A 21,568-nucleotide genomic window follows, 5' to 3' on the forward strand; every position below is an offset into this window, starting at 1 on the left:
GGAGAACCACATGGAAGAACTCAACTCGCTCATGAACGGCTTCGGCCACGTCCTCAGCTTTCAGAATATCGGCCTGATGTTCGTCGGCATCCTGCTCGGCATCGTCGTCGGCGTGCTGCCGGGACTTGGCGGACCAAACGGCGTCGCCATCCTGCTGCCGCTGACGTTTTCGATGCATCCGACCTCGGCCATCATCCTGCTCTCCTGCATCTACTGGGGCGCATTGTTCGGCGGCGCGATCACGTCGGTGCTGTTCAACATCCCCGGCGAGGCATGGTCGGTGGCCACCACCTTCGATGGCTACCCGCTGGCGCAACAGGGCAAGGCCGGTCAGGCGCTGACGAGTGCCTTCACCGGTTCGTGCTTCGGCGCATTGTTCGGTGTCGTCATCATTACCTTTCTCGCCCCGCTGGTTGCGAAGTTCGCCTTGCGTTTCGGTCCGCCGGAATTCTTTGCGGTCTACTTCCTGACTTTCTGCAGCTTCATCGGCATGGGCAAGGAACCGAAGTCCAAGATCATCATCTCGATGTGCATCGGCTTCATGCTTGCCGCAGTCGGCATGGATACGGTGTCCGGCCAGTTGCGCATGACCTACAACTTCCCTGAACTGCTGCGCGGTTTCGATTTCCTCGTCGCCGTGATCGGGTTGTTCGGTATCAGCGAAATTCTGCTGACGATGGAAGAGGGCCTGGCGTTCAAGGGCAAGAAGGCCGCGATCGATCTGAAGGTCGTGCTGAAAACCTGGGCGATGCTGCCGCGCTACTGGCTGACCCTGCTGCGTTCGTCGATCATCGGTTGCTGGCTCGGCATCACACCGGGTGGCGCAACCGCGGCATCGTTCATGGGCTACGGCATGGCGAAGCGCTTCTCGCGCGATCCCGACTCATTCGGCAAGGGCAATATCGAAGGCGTGCTTGCACCGGAAACGGCCGCGCATGCTGCCGGCACCAGCGCCCTGCTGCCGATGCTGGCGCTCGGCATTCCAGGTTCGGCGACCGCGGCCGTACTGCTCGGTGGCCTGATGATCTGGGGCCTGCAGCCTGGACCGATGCTGTTTGTCGAGCAGAAGGATTTCGTCTGGGGCCTGATCGCAAGCATGTATCTCGGTAACATCGCCGGCCTGCTCGTCGTGCTCAGCACCGTGCCGCTGTTCGCCGCAATCCTGCGCATTCCGTTTTCGATCATCGCGCCGTCCATCATGGTGGTCTGCGCAATCGGCGCCTACACGGTGCACAACGCGCAGTTCGACATCTGGCTGATGGCGATCTTCGGCGTGATCGGCTACATCTTCAAGAAACTGAACTATCCGCTGGCACCGCTGGTGCTTGCGCTGGTGCTTGGCGATCGCGCGGAAGATGCATTCCGTCAGACGATGGTCGGTTCCAGAGGCGCGATGGGCATTTTCTGGAGCAACGGACTGGTCGGCACGATCATGACACTGGGCATGATCGCCCTCCTGTGGCCGATCATCAGCGGCGCGATCGCCATGCTGCGCCAGCGTGCGCACAATAAGGCGCACGCCAACGCCTGACGAGATTCAATGCAAAAAAGCCCGGAGCGATCCGGGCTTTTTTTATTTGACGACTGTGAAAATTATTTCCTGGCTGCTGCAGCGCGCTCTGCTGCTTCGCGTACATCCGCCATTACTGAATCGCGCTTGTCCAGCAAATGCTGGCGCAGGATCGCCGCCAGGCGCTTGCCGTCGCGCGCTTCCAGCGCCTGGATCATTTCGTCATGCTCATGAATCGCGCGATCCCATTTCGATTCCTTGAAATTGGATTTGAAACGCAACGCCAGCAAACGCCGGTTGATCGACAGATAGATTTGGCGCAGCACGGAATTACGTGCCGCTTCATTGATCTTGTTGTGAATCGTCTGGTTGCGGCTGTAGTAACCCGGCAGATCGTTCTGTGCACGGCAGACGATCATCGCGTCGTGCAGTGCCTTGATTTCGGCAATCTCCGCCGGCGAAATGCGTTCGGCCGCCAGTTCTCCGGACAAGGCTTCCAGCCCGCTCATCATCTCGAACGCTTCCCAGATTTCCGTATCGCTCATTTTCGAGACGAAGGCACCGCGATTCGGTTCGATATCGATCAGGCCTTCCGATGCCAGCACCTTCATCGCCTCCCGCAACGGCGTGCGCGAGATGCCGAGACGTTCGCATACTTCGCGCTCGTTGAGCTTCATGCCGGGTGCCAGCACGCCTTCAATGATCAGATTTTGCAAATGTTCGACAACGGTGTCGTGCAGGCGCTGACGCTCCACGCGCGGGAACGCCGGTCCGTTATTGTTCGTTTCGCCACTGGTCAATGTATTTTGCATGCTAAGTCCGGTTTTTGATTTGACATATTTTAATCCAATTACCTTGGCACAACCCAGTTCGTCTGTGGCGTTGGCGATACGGCCTTTTAGCGCCACATATGCCGCATTCCTTCAAGAAAACAAGATGTTTGCCGCAGTTTCAAACCTTGCCTGAGGGACCTTGCAACACAAATAAACCCGCGAGAACCCTTTACTAATCAAAATCCATTTGTTAAAGTATTTTGTATGCAATATTCAATTGTACGCAGTTTCCCTTCAGGAGAATGAAATGTTGAAGCTCGATTTCCATCCCGCCGGTCGCCACTTCCTGCAGATCCCGGGACCAAGCCCAGTACCTGATCGCATCTTGCGTGCAATGAGCTATCCGACCATCGACCACCGCGGACCGGAATTCGGCGCACTTGGCTTGAAGGTCCTGTCCGGCATTCAAAAGATTTTCAAGACCACGCAACCGGTCGTCATCTATCCGGCGTCCGGTACCGGCGCGTGGGAAGCTGCATTGACCAATACGTTGAGTCCTGGCGATCACGTGCTGATGTATGAAACCGGCCACTTCGCCACGCTGTGGAAAAAAATGGCTGAAGCGCTTGGACTCAAGCCGGAATTCATCGGCCTGCCAGGCATTGAAGGCTGGCGTCGCGGTGTACAGGCGGACATGATCGAAGCGCGTCTGCGGGAAGACAAGAACCATGCGATCAAGGCTGTCTGCGTCGTGCATAACGAAACCTCGACCGGCGTCACCTCCAACATCGCTGCCGTGCGCAAGGCGATCGATGCCGCCGGCCACCCTGCGCTGCTGATGGTCGATACCATTTCCGGACTTGCCGCCGCCGATTATCGTCATGATGAATGGGGCGTGGACGTCACCGTTTCGGGTTCGCAAAAAGGCCTGATGCTGCCGCCCGGCATCAGCTTCAACGTGCCGTCGAAAAAAGCGATCGCTGCAGGCAAGAGTGCAAAACTGCCGCGTGCGTTCTGGGACTGGACCGACATCATCGAGATGAACAAGTCAGGCTACTGGCCGTACACGCCGAACACCAACCTGCTGTACGGCCTGCATGAAGCACTCGACATGATTCTCGGCGAAGGCCTCGACAATGTTTTCGCGCGCCATAACCGTCTCGCAGCCGCCTGCCGTCTCGCCGTAAACGCGTGGGGACTGGAAGTGCAATGCGCCGATCCGGCCGTCTATTCGCCTGTGCTGACCGGTGTAATGACGCCGGAAGGCATCGATGCGGACGCGGTGCGCAAGACCATCTACGAACGCTTCGACATGTCGCTCGGCACCGGTCTCGGCAAGATGAAGGGCCGCATGTTCCGCATCGGTCATCTCGGCGAGGCAAACGACCTGACGTTGATGGCGACGCTCGCCGGTTGCGAAATGGGGCTGAAACTCGCCGGCGTGCCGGTCGCCGCCAGCGGCGTTGCGGCCGCGATGGATTATCTGGCACACCAGAAAGTCCCGCCGCTGAAAATCGCTGCCTGATTCGCGACAAACCCTCACGCCCAAGGCGAATCGCATGCTTGCGAAACCTTCACCCGATAGCGCATTGAGCGCGCTGCTGGCGCAATCGCATCGCTCGGGTCGGCCAGTGCCGATCCCGGCGGATCTTGCACCGCCGAATACCGCAGCCGCTTATGCCATTCAGCATGAAGTATTGCGCGCATGCGGACAAACGGTTGCGGGCTGGAAGGTCGGATCGAAATCGCCGAACGGTCATGTACAAGGTTCGGCTCTGCCATCCGATTGCGTGGTACCGGAACCGGCCTATCTGTCGCGCGGCGACTACGCCGTGCTCGGCCTCGAGCTGGAAGTCGCCTTCACCTTCTCCCGCACATTCGAACCGCGCGCAGAAAATTACAGCGATGAAGACGTCATGGCAAGCCTGTTGCAAATGGGTGCTGCGATCGAAATCGTCTGCAGCCGCGTAGCTGGCTGGCCGGATACCGACAAGCTGATCCAGTTGGCCGACATGCAGAACCACGGTGCGCTGATCGTTGGCGAAATGGTTGATTACGATCCAACCTTTTCCTTTCTCTCGCAACCGGCGGAATTGCACGTCGACGCGCGCACCGTCTTTTCCGGTGCCGGCGCCAATCCGGCAGGCGATCCGCGTCGCCTGCTGCCATGGATCGTCAATCACTGCAGCAGGCAGGGCATTGCGCTGACTGCCGGCCATCCTGTCACGACCGGTTCGTACGTCGGCATGCATTTTCCCGATCATGCGGAAACCGTCACAGGTCGTCTCGGCCAGCTGCCGCCCGTACGCCTGATGCTGGTGTGAATGAGGAACGTACGACCGCCACGATTGCCTCGCGACCATTTTCATTTTTTTGCATGCACGTGAATTCGCCGGTTTCATAAAAGGATTACCGCAACATGCCCGTCAAACCCATACACTTCACACCCGGCAAACGTCCTGACGCCAGCCCGCTCGCGCGTCGTCTCGCTGCGGAACTGCGCGGCGACGTCCTGTTCGGCAAGGCCGATCGCGGCCGTTATGCAACCGATGCGTCGATCTATCAGATCATGCCGATCGGCGTCGTGGTGCCGCGCGATCAAGCCGATCTGTTGTTGTGTCTGGATATCGCCCGTTCGGAAAACGCACCGGTGTTGGCGCGAGGCGGCGGCACCAGCCAGTGCGGGCAAACCGTGGGCGAAGCACTCGTCATCGACAGCAGCAAGTGGCTGAACAACGTCATCGATTTCGATCAGCAGAATCGCACGGTTACGGTCGAACCGGGCCTGGTGCTTGACCATCTGAACGCGTGGTTGAAACCATACGGATTATGGTTTCCGGTCGATGTCTCGACCGGTGCGCAGTGCACGATCGGCGGCATGGCGGCGAACAATTCCTGCGGTTCGCGCTCGATCGAGTACGGCAACATGGTGCACAACGTGCTGGCAATCGATGCCGTGCTGGCGGACGGCACGCAAGGACGTTTCGAATCGATCGACGACATGGCGCAAACCACGCGCCTGCAATCTATCGTCAAGAACCTGCAGCGCATTGCGCAGCGCGAGCATGATGAAATCGTGGAACGGGTACCGAAGGTTCTGCGTCGCGTGGCCGGCTACAACATCGACCTGTTCGACTGCCAGAACCCGCTGTCCTACACCGATGACGGCAAGGCCAATCTCGCCCACATTCTGGTCGGCTCCGAAGGTACGCTTGCCTACAGCCGCCAACTGAAACTGAAGCTGTCTCCGCTGCCGAAACACAAAGTGCTCGGCGTCATCAACTTCCCGACCTTCTATCGTGCGATGGATTCGTCGCAGCACATCGTCAAGCTGGCGCCGACCGCTGTCGAACTGGTCGACCGCACGATGATCGATCTGTCGCTGAACAATCCGGCCTTCCGCCCGGTGATCGAGAAAGCATTGATCGGCGATCCGCAGGCGATGCTGCTGGTGGAATTTTCCGGCGACGACAAGGCACAACTCACCGAGCGACTCGCCGCACTCGACGATCTGATGAACGATCTCGGCCTGCCGGGGCTGATTACCGGCATGACGGATGCAGGCGAACAAAAGGCGTTGTGGGATGTCCGCAAGGCCGGCCTCAATATCATGATGAGCATGAAAGGCGACGGCAAGCCGGTTTCCTTCATCGAGGATTGTGCCGTGCCACTGGAACATCTGGCCGAATACACAAGCCGCCTCACCGAAGTCTTCAGCAAATACAAAACCAAAGGTACGTGGTACGCCCATGCCAGCGTCGGCACGTTGCACGTGCGTCCGATTCTCGACATGCGGCGCGACGGTGCCGCCAGCATGCGCGGCATCGCCGAAGAAGCCGCTGCGCTGGTGCGCGAATACAAGGGTGCCTACTCCGGCGAACACGGCGACGGCCTGTGCCGCGGCGAATGGGTGGCGTGGCAATACGGTCCGCGCCTCAATCGCGCCTTCGGCGAGATCAAGGATCTGTTCGATCCCGACAACCGCTTCAATCCCGACAAGATCGTGCGTCCACCGAAGATGGACGACAAGGGTAACTTCCGCTTCGCGCCCGGCTATCGCGAATTGCCGATCGATACGAAGATGGACTGGTCAGCATGGAACGTCAAACGCGATCCGGTCACCGGCGTCGAAAGCGTAACCGGTAGCGGCGAGGATCTGAGCGGCGGCCTGGCGAAGGCAGTCGAGATGTGCAACAACAACGGCCACTGCCGGAAATTCGACGCCGACACAATGTGTCCGAGCTATCGCATCACGAAGGACGAGCGGCACGTCACGCGCGGGCGCGCCAACACATTGCGACTGGCGGTCTCCGGGCAACTCGGCGAGGAAGGTCTGGCCAGTGCCGACGTGAAGGAAACACTCGACCTGTGCGTCTCCTGCAAGGGTTGCAAGCGCGATTGTCCGACCGGCGTCGACATGGCACGCTTCAAGATCGAGGCGCGCGCTGCGTGGGCCGATCGACACGGCCACACGCTGCGCGACAGGATGGTCGCCTTCATGCCGCGCTATGCCCCTTACGCGAGCCGCATTGGCGGTCTGATCGCGCTTGGCGACAAACTGCCCGGCATTTCGGGCCTGTTGAAGAAATGTCTGGGGCTGGCACCGCAGCGTGCCTTCCCCCGCTTCAAGCGATCGTTCCTCGCCGCACATGAACAAGATGCGCAAGAAAATTCAAACGGCAAGGAAGTGCTGTTGTTCGTCGATACGTTCAACAATTACATGGAACCGGAAAATGCCGCCGCCGCCCAAGCCGTGCTGGAAGCGGCCGGTTATACCGTGCGCTTCAATACCCGCAAGGGTGAGCGCCCGTTGTGCTGCGGCCGCACCTATCTGTCAGCCGGCATGGTCGAACAGGCGAAACAGGAAGCACGCCGGACACTGGACGCGCTGATTCCGTATGTTGAACGTGGGGTGGCAATTGTCGGACTGGAACCGTCCTGCCTGCTGTCGCTGCGCGATGAATTCCTGAACTACGGTTATGGCAACGAAGCGCGCAAGCTGGCCGACAATGCTTTCCTATTCGAGGAATTCCTGGTGCGCGAACATGCAGCCGGGCGACTGAAGCTCGACCTGCAACCGTTGACGGCGCAGAAGGCGATGCTGCACGGGCACTGTCATCAAAAAGCGTTCGACGCCGTGCGTCCGGTACAGGCCGTATTGAAATGGATTCCACAACTGGAAGTTTCGCTCATCGAATCCTCGTGCTGCGGCATGGCCGGCAGTTTCGGATATGAAGCGGAACACTATGAAGCGTCACAGGCGATGGGTGAACTGTCGCTGTTCCCGGCCATCCGCAAGGCCGAGGCAGGCACCGTCTTCGTCGCCGACGGCACCAGCTGCCGCCACCAGATCACCGATGGCACGCAACAGAAACCGTTGCATGTCGCGCGTGTGCTGGCCGATGCATTAAGCGTAAAGTAGAACGCACACGCAGCCTCTACCGTCATGGCGCCAGGCCGGAATGTGCCGGCATCACGGCGATATGCGTCTCGGTTCAGGAGCCGCGTGACTCTGCCAGCGCAATGGTCAGATGCTGGACCTTTTTTTTCAGTTGGTCCCGCTCCTCGGTGAGCTCGATGATCCGCAGATTCAGTCGATGAATCGTGAGTTGTTCGGGACTCGCATCGTCTGGCGGTGGCGGCAAGGTCGGTTTGGGTGGCAATTTCGCCTCGCGCACCTGGCGCGCAACCTGACGCAACTCCTTCTTGCCGCCAGCCACCGCGGCTTTTTGCTGTTCTTCCGGCAACGACGAGATGACTGCCGCTGCATTGATCGATACGGCCCCTGCCTTCACCGCACTGACCAGTTCCGGCGTTGCGGTTTTCCGGATTTTTTCGATCTGACCAAGGGTCGCACTGCTCACGCGTGCCGCGCGGGCGATGACCTCTCGCTTCAGAGGCAGTTCTTCAGAAGATTGTGCTGCCGCATTTTCCGGCGACTCGGCGGAAGATTCCTTCGCCTGCGCCAGACGCGCGGCCAGAATTTCCTTCTTGCGCAACGCCAGTACGCCACGCTGAAAATCCGATACGCTACGTCGTCCCAGGTGATTATCGATCATCCACAAATGGACATCCTCCATCGATTTGAACGTTTCGTTCTGCACGGTATTGAACGCGATGCCATGCTTCTGGCAGATACCGTAACGATTGTGCCCGTCAATCAGCAAATCGTTCCATAGCACCAGCGAATCACGGCAACCTTCGGCAAGCAGGCTGCGCTCCAGAGCCGCGTATTCATCGCTGGTAAGTGGATCGATATAGGCACGCAATTCTTCGTTAATGGTAATGGTCATGATCTAAACAAAAAAAGTAACGCGGCAGTGTACACATAGAACCAATGTGAACAAAGTTAGGGACGCACCGGGAAATAAGGACGAATCAGGTCTGAATATCAGGTCTGAACATCAGCCCTGTAACACGTGGACAGCATTGCGCCCTTTTCCCTTCGCCATGTAAAGCGCTTCATCGGCACGTTTAACCAGCCTGTCTGACGACTGCCCCTGCTGCGGCGCGAGAATGCCGACGCCGACACTGATGGTCACGACGCCATGGGCGGAACCGCCATGAGGAATGCCCAACGATTCAATGGCGATGCGTAACCTGTCGGCGACAACCACCGCTCCCTCAGCCTCGGTCGTTGGCAAAATCATCGCGAACTCTTCGCCGCCATAACGCGCGACAAAATCGCCAGGCCTCGCCGCGCCTTTGGCAAGTGCAGCCGCGACCTTGCGCAAACATTCGTCGCCCTCCAGATGCCCATAGGAATCGTTGAATTTCTTGAAGTAATCCACGTCGACCATCAGCAACGCAATGGATTTGCCATTCCGGATCGCGCGGCTGAATTCTGTATGCAAGACCGTGTCAAACCTTCGCCTGTTTGCAAGGCTTGTCAATCCATCCTGCAGCGCAATAGAGGCAAGCTCTTCATTCTTCTGCTCCAGCTTTTCTTTTGCCTCCCTGAGCGCCTGACTGTTTTCTTCATGCAGCTTCATTTGCATCAACAAACGTATGCCGACCATCCACAACAATAAAATCGCAATCAGCGCGAAAGCGGCGCTGCGGATGGACTCGGCCCGCCAGGATGCAAATATCTCTGTTTTGGACAGACCGACCGCCACCAGCACGGGATAGGCGGGAAGATGACGATAGGCATACAACCGTGTGACATTGTCCATGCGCGACGTCAGCATCGCACTGCCTGCGGGACCGTTGGACAGGTATTCCTGGAAGACCGGCCCGTTTCTGATGTCAGTCCATCCTTTTCCCTGATCGAACGGGCGTCTTGTCAGTAATTCGCCGGCATCGGTCGCAAGGAAAATTGCGCCTTCGTCTCCGATATCGAATGTTTCATAGAAATCCTTGAAATACAGCACCGAAATCGTGGCCAGCACGACGCCGGCAAAGTTGCCGTCGGCATCGTTCATGCGGCGGGAAACGGTAATGATTCTTTCGCCGGTGGAACGGCTCATGATCGGCGGGCCGACATGCGGGCCCCGGTCCGCGAACGTGCGATGGAACTGAAAATATTCCCTGTCGGCGTTGTTCAGGCTGGCCGGCACGCGGCTACGGGAATTCACCACCCAGCGCCCTTCACGGTCATAAATGAACAAGCCGTGCAGCTCAGGATGCTCAGACTGGTTGAGAGACAGATAGCGATACATCCGGTCCAGATCGATTTTTCCTCTGCGCGATTCGACCATTTCGACAATACCGGCGATCACGCTGTCCGCATTGTTGATGGTGTCTTCGGCATGCTGGGCGACCGCCTTGCTCATGTTGGTGACCGATATGGTCGTTTCCTGCTTCCTCAACTCGTATTGGTGCCGGATATTCCAGGTAACGGCAGCAATCAAGGCTGCAGTGATCAAGACCAGCAAAGCCATCAGGCTTTTTTTCAGTGACCTCTGTCGATTTTTTGTCATTCGGTATCGGATGGATCAATTAACGGGGGAACGGAGTTCACACAAATCTAACATTAGTGAGCAGCACTCCGGCCGCAAATGACAAATGATGAAAATCAAACCATTGCCATAACAACATGACTTTACGACGTCACTTGAATTATCAGACAACCATCCATATACTTAGCACTCGCCGGGGTAGAGTGCTAACAAAGCCTTTGCCCCGATCCACTTTTCCAGTGCGGCATGAATGCACCGTAAAGCGCGTCTTGCAGCAGTCATGCCGCAGAAACAATTCTAACCTACTGATAACTAAGGAGTTTGTATGAACCTTCGTCCTTTGCACGATCGCGTCATCGTCAAGCGCCTCGACCAGGAAACCAAAACTGCGTCCGGCCTCATCATCCCTGAAGCAGCAGCAGAAAAACCGGATCAAGGCGAAGTCCTGGCAGTCGGCAACGGCAAAATCCTCGAAGACGGCAAAGTACGTCCGCTCGACGTCAAGGTCGGCGATCGCGTCCTGTTCGGCAAATATGCCGGCCAAACCGTCAAGGTCGACGGCAACGAAGTTCTCGTGATGCGCGAAGAAGACATCATGGCAATCGTCCAAAAGTAATTCGCACCGCGATTTCTTCGCACAGCGAATTTTCTTTTCAGTGATCACTCGCTCAACGCGAATCACTTAACGAACAATCAGGAGCAACAACATGGCAGCTAAAGAAGTAATTTTCGGCGACGCAGCGCGCGCCAAGATGGTCGAAGGCGTCAACATTCTGGCGAACGCCGTTAAAGTCACCCTGGGCCCTAAAGGTCGTAACGTCGTGCTGGAACGCTCGTTCGGCGCACCAACCGTCACCAAGGACGGTGTTTCGGTCGCCAAGGAAATCGAACTGAAAGACAAACTGCAGAACATGGGCGCGCAGCTCGTGAAAGAAGTGGCTTCCCGCACCAGCGACAACGCAGGCGACGGCACCACCACTGCAACGGTTCTGGCACAAGCGATCGTGCGCGAAGGCATGAAATACGTCGCAGCCGGCATGAACCCGATGGACCTGAAGCGCGGTATCGACAAGGCTGTTGCGGCAACCGTCGAACAACTGAAAACCATTGCCAAGCCATGCACGACGACGAAAGAAATCGCGCAAGTCGGTTCGATTTCGGCAAACAGCGACGCATCGATCGGCGAACGCATTGCTGAAGCAATGGAAAAAGTCGGCAAGGAAGGCGTCATCACCGTTGAAGACGGCAAATCCCTGAACGACGAACTCGACATTGTCGAAGGTATGCAATTCGACCGCGGCTACCTGTCGCCGTACTTCATCAACAACGCAGAAAAGCAGACCGCAATTCTGGACAACCCGTTCATCCTGCTGTTCGACAAGAAAATCTCGAACATCCGTGACCTGCTGCCGGTACTGGAACAAGTCGCAAAAGCAGGCCGTCCGCTGCTGATCATCGCTGAAGACATCGAAGGCGAAGCACTGGCAACCCTGGTTGTGAACAACATCCGCGGCATCCTGAAAACCTGCGCAGTGAAAGCACCTGGCTTCGGCGATCGCCGCAAGGCAATGCTGGAAGACATCGCGATCCTGACCGGCGGTCAAGTCGTTGCAGAAGAAGTCGGCCTGACGCTGGAAAAAATCACGCTGGAAGAACTGGGCCAGGCAAAACGTATCGAAATCGGCAAGGAAAACACCACGCTGATCGACGGTAATGGCCAGGCTGTTGCGATCGAAGCACGCGTCAAGCAAATCCGCGCGCAAATCGAAGAAGCAACGTCGGACTACGACCGTGAGAAACTGCAGGAACGCGTCGCCAAGCTGGCAGGCGGCGTTGCAGTGATCAAGGTCGGCGCAGCCACCGAAGTTGAAATGAAAGAGAAGAAAGCACGCGTTGAAGATGCACTGCACGCAACCCGCGCAGCTGTTGAAGAAGGCATCGTGCCAGGCGGCGGCGTTGCCCTGCTGCGTGCACGCGCTGCGATCAACGTCAAGGGCGACAACTCGGATCAGGATGCTGGTATCCGTATCGTGTTGCGCGCGATGGAAGAACCACTGCGCATGATCGTGCAAAACGCCGGTGAAGAAGCATCCGTCGTCGTCGCTAAAGTACTGGAAGGCAAAGGTAACTTCGGTTACAACGCTGCCAACGGCACCTACGGCGACATGGTCGAAATGGGCGTTCTGGATCCAGCCAAGGTGACCCGTTCGGCATTGCAAAATGCGGCTTCGATCGCTGCATTGTTGTTGACCACCGATTGCATGGTTGCCGAAGTCGTTGAAGACAAGGCAGCTGGCGGCATGCCTGACATGGGTGGCATGGGCGGTATGGGTGGCATGGGCGGTATGATGTAATTGCCGGCCTTCCGGCATCGCGTCGCGGTGTCGGAGCCATGAAAAAAGCCCGCAAGGTTCAGCCTTGCGGGCTTTTTGTTTTCTGTCTCTGGCGGTGAATCGTCTACAAGCCGCGATCCGCGCACATCAGCGTTTGCGAAGCGGCCGGCCCTCTTCCTGCTCTTCTTCATCTTCCTCATCGTCCGTCCGTACATCGCTCAGTGACGGCGGCGGCTGGTAACTTGCAAGCAAGGCAACACGACTTTCCGGCGTTTCCAGACTGACGCGACCGATTGCACCGGTGCGGTAATCCTGCAAAAACGTATGTGCCGCTTTTTCAAGATCAAGATCACCGCCCTTGATGCGGAATGCGCGTTTTGTCGCCACACCCTCGATCACGCTCACGCCATCGATGCCATCCGTCTTGAAACCATAACGCGCAGTCAGCAGTTGCGGATAATGCATCAACAGAATATCGGCGAGGAAGGTCGCGACCTCTTCCTCGATCAGCGCATTGCTGCCGATCGCATGACTAGCTGCCAGCATCAGGCCGTCGCTCGGATGTTCGATCTTCGGCCACATCATGCCGGGTGTATCGGTCAGCACGATGTTGTTGCCGAGATAAAGACGCTGCTGCGATTTGGTGACCGCCGGTTCGTCGCCGACTTTTGCCACGCGTTTTTTCAACAGCGCATTCATCAATGTCGATTTGCCGACGTTGGGAATGCCCATGATCATGATGCGTAGCGGCTTCAACGCCGTGCCGCGATGCGGCGCGATCTTCATGCACAGACCTGTCACCTTGGCGACATCCGACGGTTTCTTGCAACTGAGCGCGACGGCGTGCACGCCCTTCTGCTTGTTATAGAAGTCCAGCCACTTCTGCGTTGCTGCCGGATCGGCCAGATCGGCCTTGTTCAGGATTTTCAGGCAGGGACGCTGGCGAAACGTGCGCAGCTCTTCGATCATCGGATTGCGACTGGCCTGCGGCACGCGCGCGTCCAGCACTTCGACGATCATGTCGGTCTTTTCCATGGCTTCCGCCGCCTTCTTGCGGGCGGCGTTCATGTGACCTGGGAACCATTGGATGGACATGCGGAGGCTTTATCTGAGGTGAAGCGAGCCGCTATTTTACTCGCTCTACCCTGTCGACCGGCTGCAATCGCGCGCGTGGCGCATCGGATGTCTGTTTTGACAATTGATACCGTCCCTGCACGTCCATGACATTTGTCATACACGCGTCATATCGAGGTTGCAGAATACTGACGGTAGCGCCAACGGGATCTGGCGCGAAAAGGATCCCGACCAATTCCGTTGCGTCCTGTTGATGACGGGTTTGCAAAAGCCGACCGCTGTGTGCGCGTTTTTATGCGTTTTCGTCAAGTTGATTTCCTCATCGATGCCGTCATCCGCATCGCAGCCATTGAATCCTGTCCATGTCCACTGCTGAACTCGGCAATTACGGTTCGGATCAATCCGGACTGATCTGGGGTTTTCTGTTCGGACGCGAATCGCCTACCGCTCCCTCGCGTACGATCCAGATCAATTCTGCCGAGGCGGCGACATGGTTGCGCACGCCGCCAACACCTGACAGCGCGGAATTCGTCTGGCTGCACTTCAACCTCAGCAATACCGCCAGCGAAAAATGGATGACCGAACATGCAAACGTCGCTGACGAATTCGGCGAGGCGCTGCACGACGGTTCGCGCTCGACACGCATCGAACTGGCCGACAGTACACTGATCGCCGTCGTCAACGATGTACTGCACAATTTCTCGCTGGATTCCGCCGACATTGCCACCTTGTGGCTGAATGTGACGCAGCGCGTCGTCATCAGCACGCGGCGCACGCCGCTCAAATCGATTGAACGCTTGCGTCAGGCGGTTATGGGCGGCGACACCATACGTTCGTCGGTCGAACTGCTGATCCACCTGTTCCGCGATCAGGCCGACGTGCTGGTCAACATCGTGCGCGATGCGGTGGCGCGCGTCGACAAGGTAGAAGACAATCTGCTCGCCGGCCGCCTGACGCAGCGTCGCGCCGATCTGGGCGCGTTGCGTCGCGTGCTGGTGCGACTGCAACGGCTGCTGGCACCGGAACCGGCAGCACTGTTTCGCCTGTTGCAACGTCCACCCGAATGGATGGCCGAACTCGACATGCAGGAACTGCGGCAAGCCACCGAGGAATTTTCCGTCGTGCTGAGCGACATGAGTTCGCTGCAGGAACGCATCAAGCTGCTGCAGGAAGAAATCGCCGCACAGGTCAACGAAGAGAACAACCGCAGCCTGTACCTGCTGACCATCGTCACCGTGCTGGCGCTGCCAATCAACATCATCGCAGGCCTGCTCGGCATGAACGTCGGCGGCGTGCCGCTCGCCCAGCACGAACACGGCTTCTGGATCGTGGTCGGCATCGTGGTCGCCTTCACGGTAGTCGCGTTCTCGATCGTATTCCGTCGAAACAAGCAGGATTGATTTCCATCGCACTTCTCTGCTTCTCGACGCTTTCATTCGCCCTACACACGTTCGTCCCTTAAGGCCGGCGCAGGTCGAACTGTGCATGCATTCCCGAACTGCCCGATCTCGCATAGAATGCGACAGCTTCAGGATTCTTGCCGTTTCCGTCGTTCCTCGCTGTTCGCTGCTGTTCCCCGCTGTTCCATTTGACATTGCGTGCCCACGGCGCGCTTTTTTACGGAAGATCGCATGTTCGCCAAACTGCATGGAGTCGCCAAACAAGTCGGCACAATCGTCGTCGGCAAGGATTTGCAGATTCGTCAGGCGCTGGTCTGCCTGCTGGCCGGTGGCCATTTGCTGATCGAGGACGTACCGGGTGTCGGCAAGACCACGCTGGCCCATGCCTTGGCGATTTCTCTCGGCCTGCGCTTCAATCGCCAACAGTTCACCAGCGATCTGCTGCCGGCCGATGTGGTCGGCATTTCGATTTTCGATCGCGAGAAAAACGGCTTCGTATTTCATCCCGGGGCGATCTTCACGCAGGTTCTGCTGGCCGACGAGATCAACCGAGCCACGCCGAAGACGCAATCTGCATTGCTGGAGGCGATGGAAGAACATCAGGTCACGTCCGATGGCGTGACACGTGCACTGCCGGAACCTTTCTTCGTCATCGCCACGCAGAATCCTTCGCACCAGATCGGTACCTTCCCGCTGCCGGAATCGCAAATGGATCGCTTCCTGATGTGCCTGTCGCTCGGCTACCCGGACGCCGCAGCAGAACGCGCATTGCTGATGGGAGAGGATCGCCGTGCGATGCTGAAGTCGATGCGCACGGCAATGCAACCCGCGGACCTGATCGCCGCACGCGCCGAACTGAAAAACATCCACGTCGCCCCATCGCTGATCGACTACATCCAGGCGCTGGCGCTCGCTTCGCGCCAGAACGGCATGTTTGCCGAAGGCCTGAGTCCGCGCGCCACGCTTGCATTGCTGCAGGCAGCGCGCGCCTGGGCGGCAATGGAAGGTCGCAACCATGTGATTCCCGAAGACGTGCAAGCCGTGCTGGTGCCGGTTACCGCGCACCGTCTGCGTTCACTGAAATCGTCTGCCGGCAGTGCGATGAACAGCCGCGATCTTGTCCTGCAGCTGATGAAGTCTGTCAGCGTTTGACGCGCATTTTTCTCATCCCGTCATGCGCGCTGCCGCCATGAATTTTCGCCAACGGATTGCAAGCCGCATGTTTCGGCTGCGCGATGCAGAACCCGGCGAGGTGTTTCTCGGCCAGCGCCGTGTGTTCATCCTGCCGACGCGTGCCGGACTGATGTTCGGCCTCATGCTGGCGGTACTTTTTGTTGCGTCGATCAATTACAACCTGAGCCTCGGTTTTGCATTGACCTTTTTGCTTGCCGGATGCGCAGTCATCGACATGCATCTGACACATCGCAATCTGGCGCATCTTTACCTGTCGCCGGGACGTGCGGCGCCGGTGTTCGCCGGCGAGGAAGCGCAGTTTTTACTGCATGTGGCCAATCGCCGCCATCACGATCGTTTCGCCATCCTGCTGAACTTCATCGATACCGCAACGGCCGAACTCGAACACGCAACCGACATCGCCGCCAACGCAGTCAGCGATGTCACGCTCGGAGCACCGACGCTGGAACGCGGCTGGATGCCGGCACCGCGCATTCGACTGCAAACGCGTTTCCCGCTGGGACTGATGCGCGCATGGAGTTACTGGCATCCCGACATGCGCGTGCTGGTGTATCCGCATCCGGAAGATGATGCGCCGCCGCTGCCGCTACTGGAAGGTGCAAACGAAGATGGGCGCGGCAGTGTCGGCCACGACGATTTTGCCGGCATCCGCGCTTATCAGTCCGGCGATTCGCTGCGCCAGCTCGCATGGCGCCAGATTGCGCGTACCGAAGGCAGCGCGCTGATCACGAAACAGTTTGAAGGCGGCGCGACCAGCGAATTGTCGCTCGACTTCGCGCGACTGCCGCGCACGATGGACGTCGAACTGAAATTGTCGCGCATGGCACGTTGGGTATTGATGGCGGAAGAACGCGGCCAGCCTTACGCATTTCGTCTGGATAGTTTGTACTTCCCGCCGGCGAGCGGTCCCGCGCATCAGGCCGCCTGCCTGCAGACATTGGCACTGTACGGACAAACGACATGAAGCTCTTCGGCCTTTCGCTTTCCAGTCGCCATGCGCGACCGATGTCGCGCGACAAGGCCGATACCTTGTTATTGCTACTGGCTTGCGTGCTGGTGCTCGCACCTCACACAGCACATTTGCCATTGTGGGTGACCGGTATCGGCATGGCCCTGCTGTTCTGGCGCAGCTGGATTACTTTCCGTGGCAATCGCCTGCCGCCACGCTGGTTGTTGCTGCCGATTGCCGCGGCATCGATGGGCGGCGTCTACATGAACTTCAAGACCATTCTTGGTCAGGATGCCGGCGTTTCGATGCTGGCCCTGCTGCTGATTTTCAAGCTGCTGGAAATGCATGCGAGACGCGACCTGTTTGTCGTGGTGTTTCTCGGCTTTTTCCTGATGCTTGCAAATTTCTTCTATTCGCAAAGCATCATGACCGCAGTACTGATGATTGCCGCTGTCGTCGTCATGCTGACTGCGCAATTGTCATTCCAGTACACCGGTGTCGTGCCGCCGCTTGCCAGACGACTGCGGTCCGGCGCACTGATCGTAGGATTGGCGATACCGCTGACCATCGTGCTGTTCGTTTTGTTTCCACGCATACAGGGGCCGTTGTGGGGCATGCCGAGCGATGCCGGCAGCGGTCGCAGTGGCCTGTCGGACCGCATGACGCCCGGCAATATCGCCAAGCTGGCGTTATCGAACGACATCGCATTCCGTGCCAGGTTTACCGATGCCGTACCGCCCAATCCGAAGTTGTACTGGCGCGCCATTGTTCTCGATCAATACGATGGTCGGGCATGGACACGCAGTCCGTCGCAACGCGACCTGTCCGTCCCTGCGACACTCGCCACCCGCGGCATGCCGGTGCGTTACCAGGTCACCCAGGAACCGGGATCGCAGCCGTGGCTGTTCGCACTCGACATGCCGCAATACGCACCGCAGTTGAACGACAATCCTGTACGGCTCACGCAAGACAGACAGGTACAGTCGCGACGGCCGATCGATGCGCGCGTGCGTTACGACGTTGTTTCCTATCCCGATTACACGCTCCATGGCGATGCCAATCCTGACGACCTGCAGAACTGGTTGAGGTTGCCGTCGGGTTACAACCCGCGCACGCTGCAGCTCGCTGCCAGCCTGCGCAAAAACATTCATGACGACAACGAGAAAATCGCTACCGTCCTGACCTTCTTCGGCAACAAGAATTACAACTTCATTTACACGCTGGAGCCGCCATTGCTCGGGCGCGATAGTGTCGATGAGTTTCTGTTCGTCACTCGCGCAGGTTTCTGTGAACATTATGCCGGTGCCTTTGTCGTACTGATGCGCGCGATGGGCGTACCTGCACGCGTGGTCACCGGCTATCAGGGTGGCGAGATCAATCCGGTCGACGGCTTCATGACGGTACGACAATCGGATGCGCATGCATGGGCCGAAGTCTGGATTGCACAACACGGCTGGATACGTGTCGATCCGACAGCGGCGGTTTCGCCGGATCGCATTCAGCGCAGTGTGGTCGTTGCCGCAGCGACAGAACCTGTGTTCGGTGGATTGATCAATTTGAACATCGGGCATGATTCCTTTGTCGGCAGGTTGCGCTTCCGCTGGGATGCAATCAACAACGGCTGGAATCAATGGGTGCTGAATTACACGCCGGAAAGACAAAAGGGTTTGCTGCGTTCGCTTGGCTTCGGTAACATCGACTGGCAGACAATGACGCTGCTGATGTGCGCAATCGGCGCGATAGTCATGCTGGCGATTGCTGCTCCGTTGCTTGCCGATCGCCGCAAGGTCGATCCGGTCGATGCCGTGTATGTCGCATTGTGCAGGCAAATGGCTCGCCGCGGTTATCCGCGTCACCCGCATGAAGGGCCGCGAGCCTATGCCAGACGATTGCTGCGCGTCGATGCGACGCTGACAGAAGAGAAAAAACAGGCGCTGCGGAATTTTCTGGCGCTGGTTGAACAAAGCCGTTACGGCCGTCCGGCATCGTCACGCTCGGACGTGCTGTCAAAACTCAAATCATTACTGAATCGGATCCGATGAAATTTTCGCTTTCCAGAAGAAACGCTTCCCTGCTGGCCCTGTCTTCCATTCTCGCTCTTGCCGGTTGCGCATCCGCGACCGAGCCCGGTAAAAAGCCCGCTTCCGCGGTCAAGAAGAAAAAGGCCGTCAAGCCGGTACAGGGAGACGAGTTCGCCAACTTCGGCCAATGGAGTGAGGTCAACGCGTTCATCGACGAGATGGTCGCGAGGAACGGTTTCGACAAGACGGAGCTGCAAGCCACACTCAACAAGACTCACTATGTCGATAGCGCGATCCAGTTGATGAAACCTGCCCCGCCCGGCAAGCCGAAAAACTGGGCTGCTTATCGCAGCCGCTTCGTCGAACCGGTACGTATCGATGGCGGCGTCGCATTCTGGAATACGCATGCAGATGCGCTCACGCGCGCCGAAGCGCAATATGGCGTGCCGGCAGAAATCATCGTGGCCATTCTCGGCGTCGAAACCATTTACGGCCGCAACACCGGCAATTTCCGTGTCATGGACGCGATCACGACGCTGGCCTTCTCGTATCCGGATACACCGAACCGCACCGCACGCATGGCGTACTTCCGCGGCGAACTGGAAAATACCTTGCTGTTCGCGCGTGACTCACACATCGATCCGTTCTCGCTGCTCGGCTCATACGCAGGTGCCATCGGCTGGCCGCAGTTCATGCCGGGCAGCATCCGAAAATTCGCTGTCGATTTCGATGGCGATGGCCGCATCGATCTGCGCAATTCGCCGGTCGACGCCATCGGCAGCGTGGCTCACTTTCTGGTTGAACACGGATGGCGACGCGGCGAACCTGTGACATTCGCTGCCACGGTCGATGCGTCGCGCATGGACTGGCAACGCTTCATCGGACAAGGTCTGGAAGCGAAATTCAGTCTGGAGGAATTGAAGGCTGCCGGAGTCACGCCGGCAGTCGAACCGCCGGCCGGCATGCCTTTCGGGCTGGTCGATCTGCAAAACGGCGACATGCCGACCGAATACTGGCTGGGTGCCGCCAACTTCTTTGCGATTACCCAGTACAACCGAAGTTTCTTCTATGCGATGTCGGTCTACGATTTGAGCCGCGCGATTCGGGCCGCCCGCAATTATTGAATCAAGCTGGCGAAACGGTCGCAGTCTTAACGTATCGCTTCGTCCGCTGTTTTCAATGCCGTCAGATCGATTTGTACCGATGATCCTTCATCGCTGTTGATCCACAATTGCCCATCCTGAATCGTGCACTGCAGTTGCATACTGCGTTTGGCCAGCGCCGCCAATGACTGGCTGGTCGCTGCCGGCAGATTGAATACCGCCAGGTTCTTCGCCCGCGCAACCTTCGATGCAATTTGTCCCCACCAGATGGAACTGGTGCTGCTGTAGCTATAGACGATCACTCTTGCCGAGCGGCCGCATGCCTTCAGCAGGCGCTTCTCGTCCGGCTGGCCGACTTCGATCCATAAATCGATTGCCCCGGTCAGGTCCTTTTGCCACAGATCCGGCTCGTCGTCCGCGCTCAGTCCCTTGCCAAATGCCAGCGCCTGGTTGGCATGCAGGATGAACGCCAGAATACGCACCATCATTCGTTCGTCGGTTTCGGAAGGGTGACGGGCGATGGTCAGCATGTGGCCGTCATAATACTGACGGTCCATGTCGGCGATTTGCAGATCGGCTTTGAAGATGGTGGACTTGAGTGCCATTGAATGCTGTCGTAGGTAATAAAGCGACCGCAAGAATAGCCGATTAGCGAGTTCGCAGATAGTGCGACGTTACAATAGGCAGTCCAACGAAATGATCCCTATGCCAACATCTTCCCGCATCGAACCCGCTGCAGAATCCGTCAGGGAATCTGCCATTGCGGCGGTCCAGACCTGGATCGAGAAAGCCGTCATCGGCCTCAATCTTTGTCCGTTCGCCAAAGCGGTGCATGTCAAAAAACAGATCCGTTATGTTGTCAGCACGGCGACTGACGAAGATGCATTGCTCGAAGAACTGGCCGCCGAGTTGCACACATTGCACATGATCGATGCGGAAGTAACCGATACAACATTGCTGATTCTGACCGGCATGCTGGCGGATTTTCTCGACTACAACGATTTCCTGGATTCAGCCGATGAGCTGATCGAAACACTGGAATTGGATGGCGAAATCCAGATTGCCAGTTTTCATCCGGATTATCAATTCGCAGGAACACAAGCAGACGATATCGAAAACTACACGAATCGATCGCCTTACCCCATCCTCCATTTATTGCGCGAATCCAGCATCGATCAGGCAGTCGCCGCCTATCCGGATGCAAAAAACATATATGAAAAAAACATGGAAACGTTGCGCAGAATCGGCCACTCAGGATGGCAGGCCCTGAATCTCAATTCCCGCAAGCAATAAACCGACTGTTGCCTGTT

The 21,568-nt window shown here is 57.7% G+C and carries 17 protein-coding genes; 12 read left to right on the plus strand and 5 right to left on the minus strand.

All coding sequences use genetic code 11. The features are described from left to right. Nucleotides 1–10: 10 nt before the first annotated feature. The gene (locus VN114_RS00305) at nt 11–1,531 is read left to right on the plus strand and encodes a tripartite tricarboxylate transporter permease (RefSeq protein WP_325510824.1); all 1,521 of its coding nucleotides are present in this window, start codon (nt 11–13) and stop codon (nt 1,529–1,531) included. Between the two features lie 62 nt (nt 1,532–1,593). Here the strand turns inward: VN114_RS00305 and VN114_RS00310 are convergent, their stop codons facing one another. Then, complete coding sequence (locus tag VN114_RS00310; protein WP_325510826.1) at nt 1,594–2,322, minus strand: GntR family transcriptional regulator; 729 nt, start codon at nt 2,320–2,322, stop codon at nt 1,594–1,596. Nucleotides 2,323–2,590: 268 nt separating this feature from the next. Between VN114_RS00310 and VN114_RS00315 the strand changes: the two genes are divergently transcribed. The 3 genes from VN114_RS00315 (at nt 2,591) to VN114_RS00325 (ending at nt 7,705) form a co-directional block, all read left to right on the plus strand. Beyond that, on the plus strand, nt 2,591–3,808 hold the full coding sequence (locus VN114_RS00315; RefSeq protein ID WP_325510828.1) for a pyridoxal-phosphate-dependent aminotransferase family protein: 1,218 nt from the start codon (nt 2,591–2,593) through the stop codon (nt 3,806–3,808). A gap of 34 nt (nt 3,809–3,842) precedes the next feature. Continuing rightward, a complete protein-coding gene (locus VN114_RS00320) occupies nt 3,843–4,607 on the plus strand; it encodes a 2-keto-4-pentenoate hydratase (protein ID WP_325510830.1) in 765 nt (254 codons plus the stop codon). Nucleotides 4,608–4,702: 95 nt separating this feature from the next. Next, nucleotides 4,703–7,705: an FAD-binding and (Fe-S)-binding domain-containing protein gene (locus VN114_RS00325; protein WP_325510832.1), complete on the plus strand. Its 3,003-nt coding sequence runs from the start codon at nt 4,703–4,705 to the stop codon at nt 7,703–7,705. A 73-nt stretch (nt 7,706–7,778) separates the two neighbouring features. Here VN114_RS00325 and VN114_RS00330 read toward each other — a convergent pair whose 3' ends face one another. Together VN114_RS00330 and VN114_RS00335 are read right to left on the minus strand one after the other, a co-directional pair. Continuing rightward, entirely contained in the window at nt 7,779–8,576 is a 798-nt protein-coding gene (locus VN114_RS00330) for a hypothetical protein (RefSeq protein WP_325510834.1), read from the minus strand. 111 nt (nt 8,577–8,687) lie between these two features. Beyond that, on the minus strand, nt 8,688–10,166 hold the full coding sequence (locus VN114_RS00335; RefSeq protein WP_325510836.1) for a diguanylate cyclase: 1,479 nt from the start codon (nt 10,164–10,166) through the stop codon (nt 8,688–8,690). A gap of 343 nt (nt 10,167–10,509) precedes the next feature. Here VN114_RS00335 and groES point away from each other — a divergent pair, with 343 nt between their 5' ends. Then, entirely contained in the window at nt 10,510–10,800 is a 291-nt protein-coding gene (groES, locus tag VN114_RS00340) for a co-chaperone GroES (RefSeq protein ID WP_325510838.1), read from the plus strand. Between the two features lie 91 nt (nt 10,801–10,891). Beyond that, entirely contained in the window at nt 10,892–12,538 is a 1,647-nt protein-coding gene (groL, locus tag VN114_RS00345; RefSeq protein WP_325510840.1) for a chaperonin GroEL, read from the plus strand. Between the two features lie 126 nt (nt 12,539–12,664). Here groL and ylqF read toward each other — a convergent pair whose 3' ends face one another. Next, a complete protein-coding gene (gene ylqF, locus VN114_RS00350; protein ID WP_325510842.1) occupies nt 12,665–13,612 on the minus strand; it encodes a ribosome biogenesis GTPase YlqF in 948 nt (315 codons plus the stop codon). 341 nt (nt 13,613–13,953) lie between these two features. Between ylqF and VN114_RS00355 the strand changes: the two genes are divergently transcribed. The 5 genes from VN114_RS00355 to mltB all read left to right on the plus strand — a co-directional run bounded on the left by VN114_RS00355 (nt 13,954) and on the right by mltB (nt 20,279). Then, the gene (locus VN114_RS00355; protein WP_325510844.1) at nt 13,954–14,991 is read left to right on the plus strand and encodes a transporter; all 1,038 of its coding nucleotides are present in this window, start codon (nt 13,954–13,956) and stop codon (nt 14,989–14,991) included. A gap of 231 nt (nt 14,992–15,222) precedes the next feature. Beyond that, nucleotides 15,223–16,143: a MoxR family ATPase gene (locus VN114_RS00360; RefSeq protein ID WP_325510846.1), complete on the plus strand. Its 921-nt coding sequence runs from the start codon at nt 15,223–15,225 to the stop codon at nt 16,141–16,143. Nucleotides 16,144–16,210: 67 nt separating this feature from the next. Next, a complete protein-coding gene (locus VN114_RS00365) occupies nt 16,211–17,149 on the plus strand; it encodes a DUF58 domain-containing protein (RefSeq protein WP_325510847.1) in 939 nt (312 codons plus the stop codon). Next, nucleotides 17,146–19,176, plus strand: a complete 2,031-nt coding sequence (locus VN114_RS00370) for a DUF3488 and transglutaminase-like domain-containing protein (protein ID WP_325510848.1) — start codon at nt 17,146–17,148, stop codon at nt 19,174–19,176. The genes VN114_RS00365 and VN114_RS00370 overlap by 4 nt, the downstream gene beginning before the upstream one ends. Beyond that, complete coding sequence (gene mltB / locus VN114_RS00375) at nt 19,173–20,279, plus strand: lytic murein transglycosylase B (protein ID WP_325510850.1); 1,107 nt, start codon at nt 19,173–19,175, stop codon at nt 20,277–20,279. Before VN114_RS00370 ends, mltB begins: the two co-directional genes overlap by 4 nt. Nucleotides 20,280–20,305: 26 nt before the next feature. On the opposite strand, the gene VN114_RS00380 is transcribed toward mltB, so the two are convergent. Continuing rightward, nucleotides 20,306–20,863, minus strand: a complete 558-nt coding sequence (locus tag VN114_RS00380; RefSeq protein ID WP_325510851.1) for a YaeQ family protein — start codon at nt 20,861–20,863, stop codon at nt 20,306–20,308. A gap of 100 nt (nt 20,864–20,963) precedes the next feature. Between VN114_RS00380 and VN114_RS00385 the strand changes: the two genes are divergently transcribed. Further along, a complete protein-coding gene (locus VN114_RS00385) occupies nt 20,964–21,551 on the plus strand; it encodes a DUF1415 domain-containing protein (RefSeq protein WP_325510852.1) in 588 nt (195 codons plus the stop codon). Nucleotides 21,552–21,568 lie beyond the last annotated feature (17 nt).

The organism is Oxalicibacterium sp., from assembly GCF_035565035.1.
Taxonomy (GTDB): domain Bacteria; phylum Pseudomonadota; class Gammaproteobacteria; order Burkholderiales; family Burkholderiaceae_D; genus Oxalicibacterium.

Bases quoted from the DNA above. Each gene is read 5' to 3' on its own strand.
- VN114_RS00305 (WP_325510824.1), top strand. From the start codon at position 11: ATGGAAGAACTCAACTCGCTCATGAACGGCTTCGGCCACGTCCTCAGC.
- VN114_RS00310 (WP_325510826.1), bottom strand. From the start codon at position 2,322: ATGCAAAATACATTGACCAGTGGCGAAACGAACAATAACGGACCGGCG.
- VN114_RS00315 (WP_325510828.1), top strand. From the start codon at position 2,591: ATGTTGAAGCTCGATTTCCATCCCGCCGGTCGCCACTTCCTGCAGATC.
- VN114_RS00320 (WP_325510830.1), top strand. From the start codon at position 3,843: ATGCTTGCGAAACCTTCACCCGATAGCGCATTGAGCGCGCTGCTGGCG.
- VN114_RS00325 (WP_325510832.1), top strand. From the start codon at position 4,703: ATGCCCGTCAAACCCATACACTTCACACCCGGCAAACGTCCTGACGCC.
- VN114_RS00330 (WP_325510834.1), bottom strand. From the start codon at position 8,576: ATGACCATTACCATTAACGAAGAATTGCGTGCCTATATCGATCCACTT.
- VN114_RS00335 (WP_325510836.1), bottom strand. From the start codon at position 10,166: ATGGCTTTGCTGGTCTTGATCACTGCAGCCTTGATTGCTGCCGTTACC.
- groES (WP_325510838.1), top strand. From the start codon at position 10,510: ATGAACCTTCGTCCTTTGCACGATCGCGTCATCGTCAAGCGCCTCGAC.
- groL (WP_325510840.1), top strand. From the start codon at position 10,892: ATGGCAGCTAAAGAAGTAATTTTCGGCGACGCAGCGCGCGCCAAGATG.
- ylqF (WP_325510842.1), bottom strand. From the start codon at position 13,612: ATGTCCATCCAATGGTTCCCAGGTCACATGAACGCCGCCCGCAAGAAG.
- VN114_RS00355 (WP_325510844.1), top strand. From the start codon at position 13,954: ATGTCCACTGCTGAACTCGGCAATTACGGTTCGGATCAATCCGGACTG.
- VN114_RS00360 (WP_325510846.1), top strand. From the start codon at position 15,223: ATGTTCGCCAAACTGCATGGAGTCGCCAAACAAGTCGGCACAATCGTC.
- VN114_RS00365 (WP_325510847.1), top strand. From the start codon at position 16,211: ATGTTTCGGCTGCGCGATGCAGAACCCGGCGAGGTGTTTCTCGGCCAG.
- VN114_RS00370 (WP_325510848.1), top strand. From the start codon at position 17,146: ATGAAGCTCTTCGGCCTTTCGCTTTCCAGTCGCCATGCGCGACCGATG.
- mltB (WP_325510850.1), top strand. From the start codon at position 19,173: ATGAAATTTTCGCTTTCCAGAAGAAACGCTTCCCTGCTGGCCCTGTCT.
- VN114_RS00380 (WP_325510851.1), bottom strand. From the start codon at position 20,863: ATGGCACTCAAGTCCACCATCTTCAAAGCCGATCTGCAAATCGCCGAC.
- VN114_RS00385 (WP_325510852.1), top strand. From the start codon at position 20,964: ATGCCAACATCTTCCCGCATCGAACCCGCTGCAGAATCCGTCAGGGAA.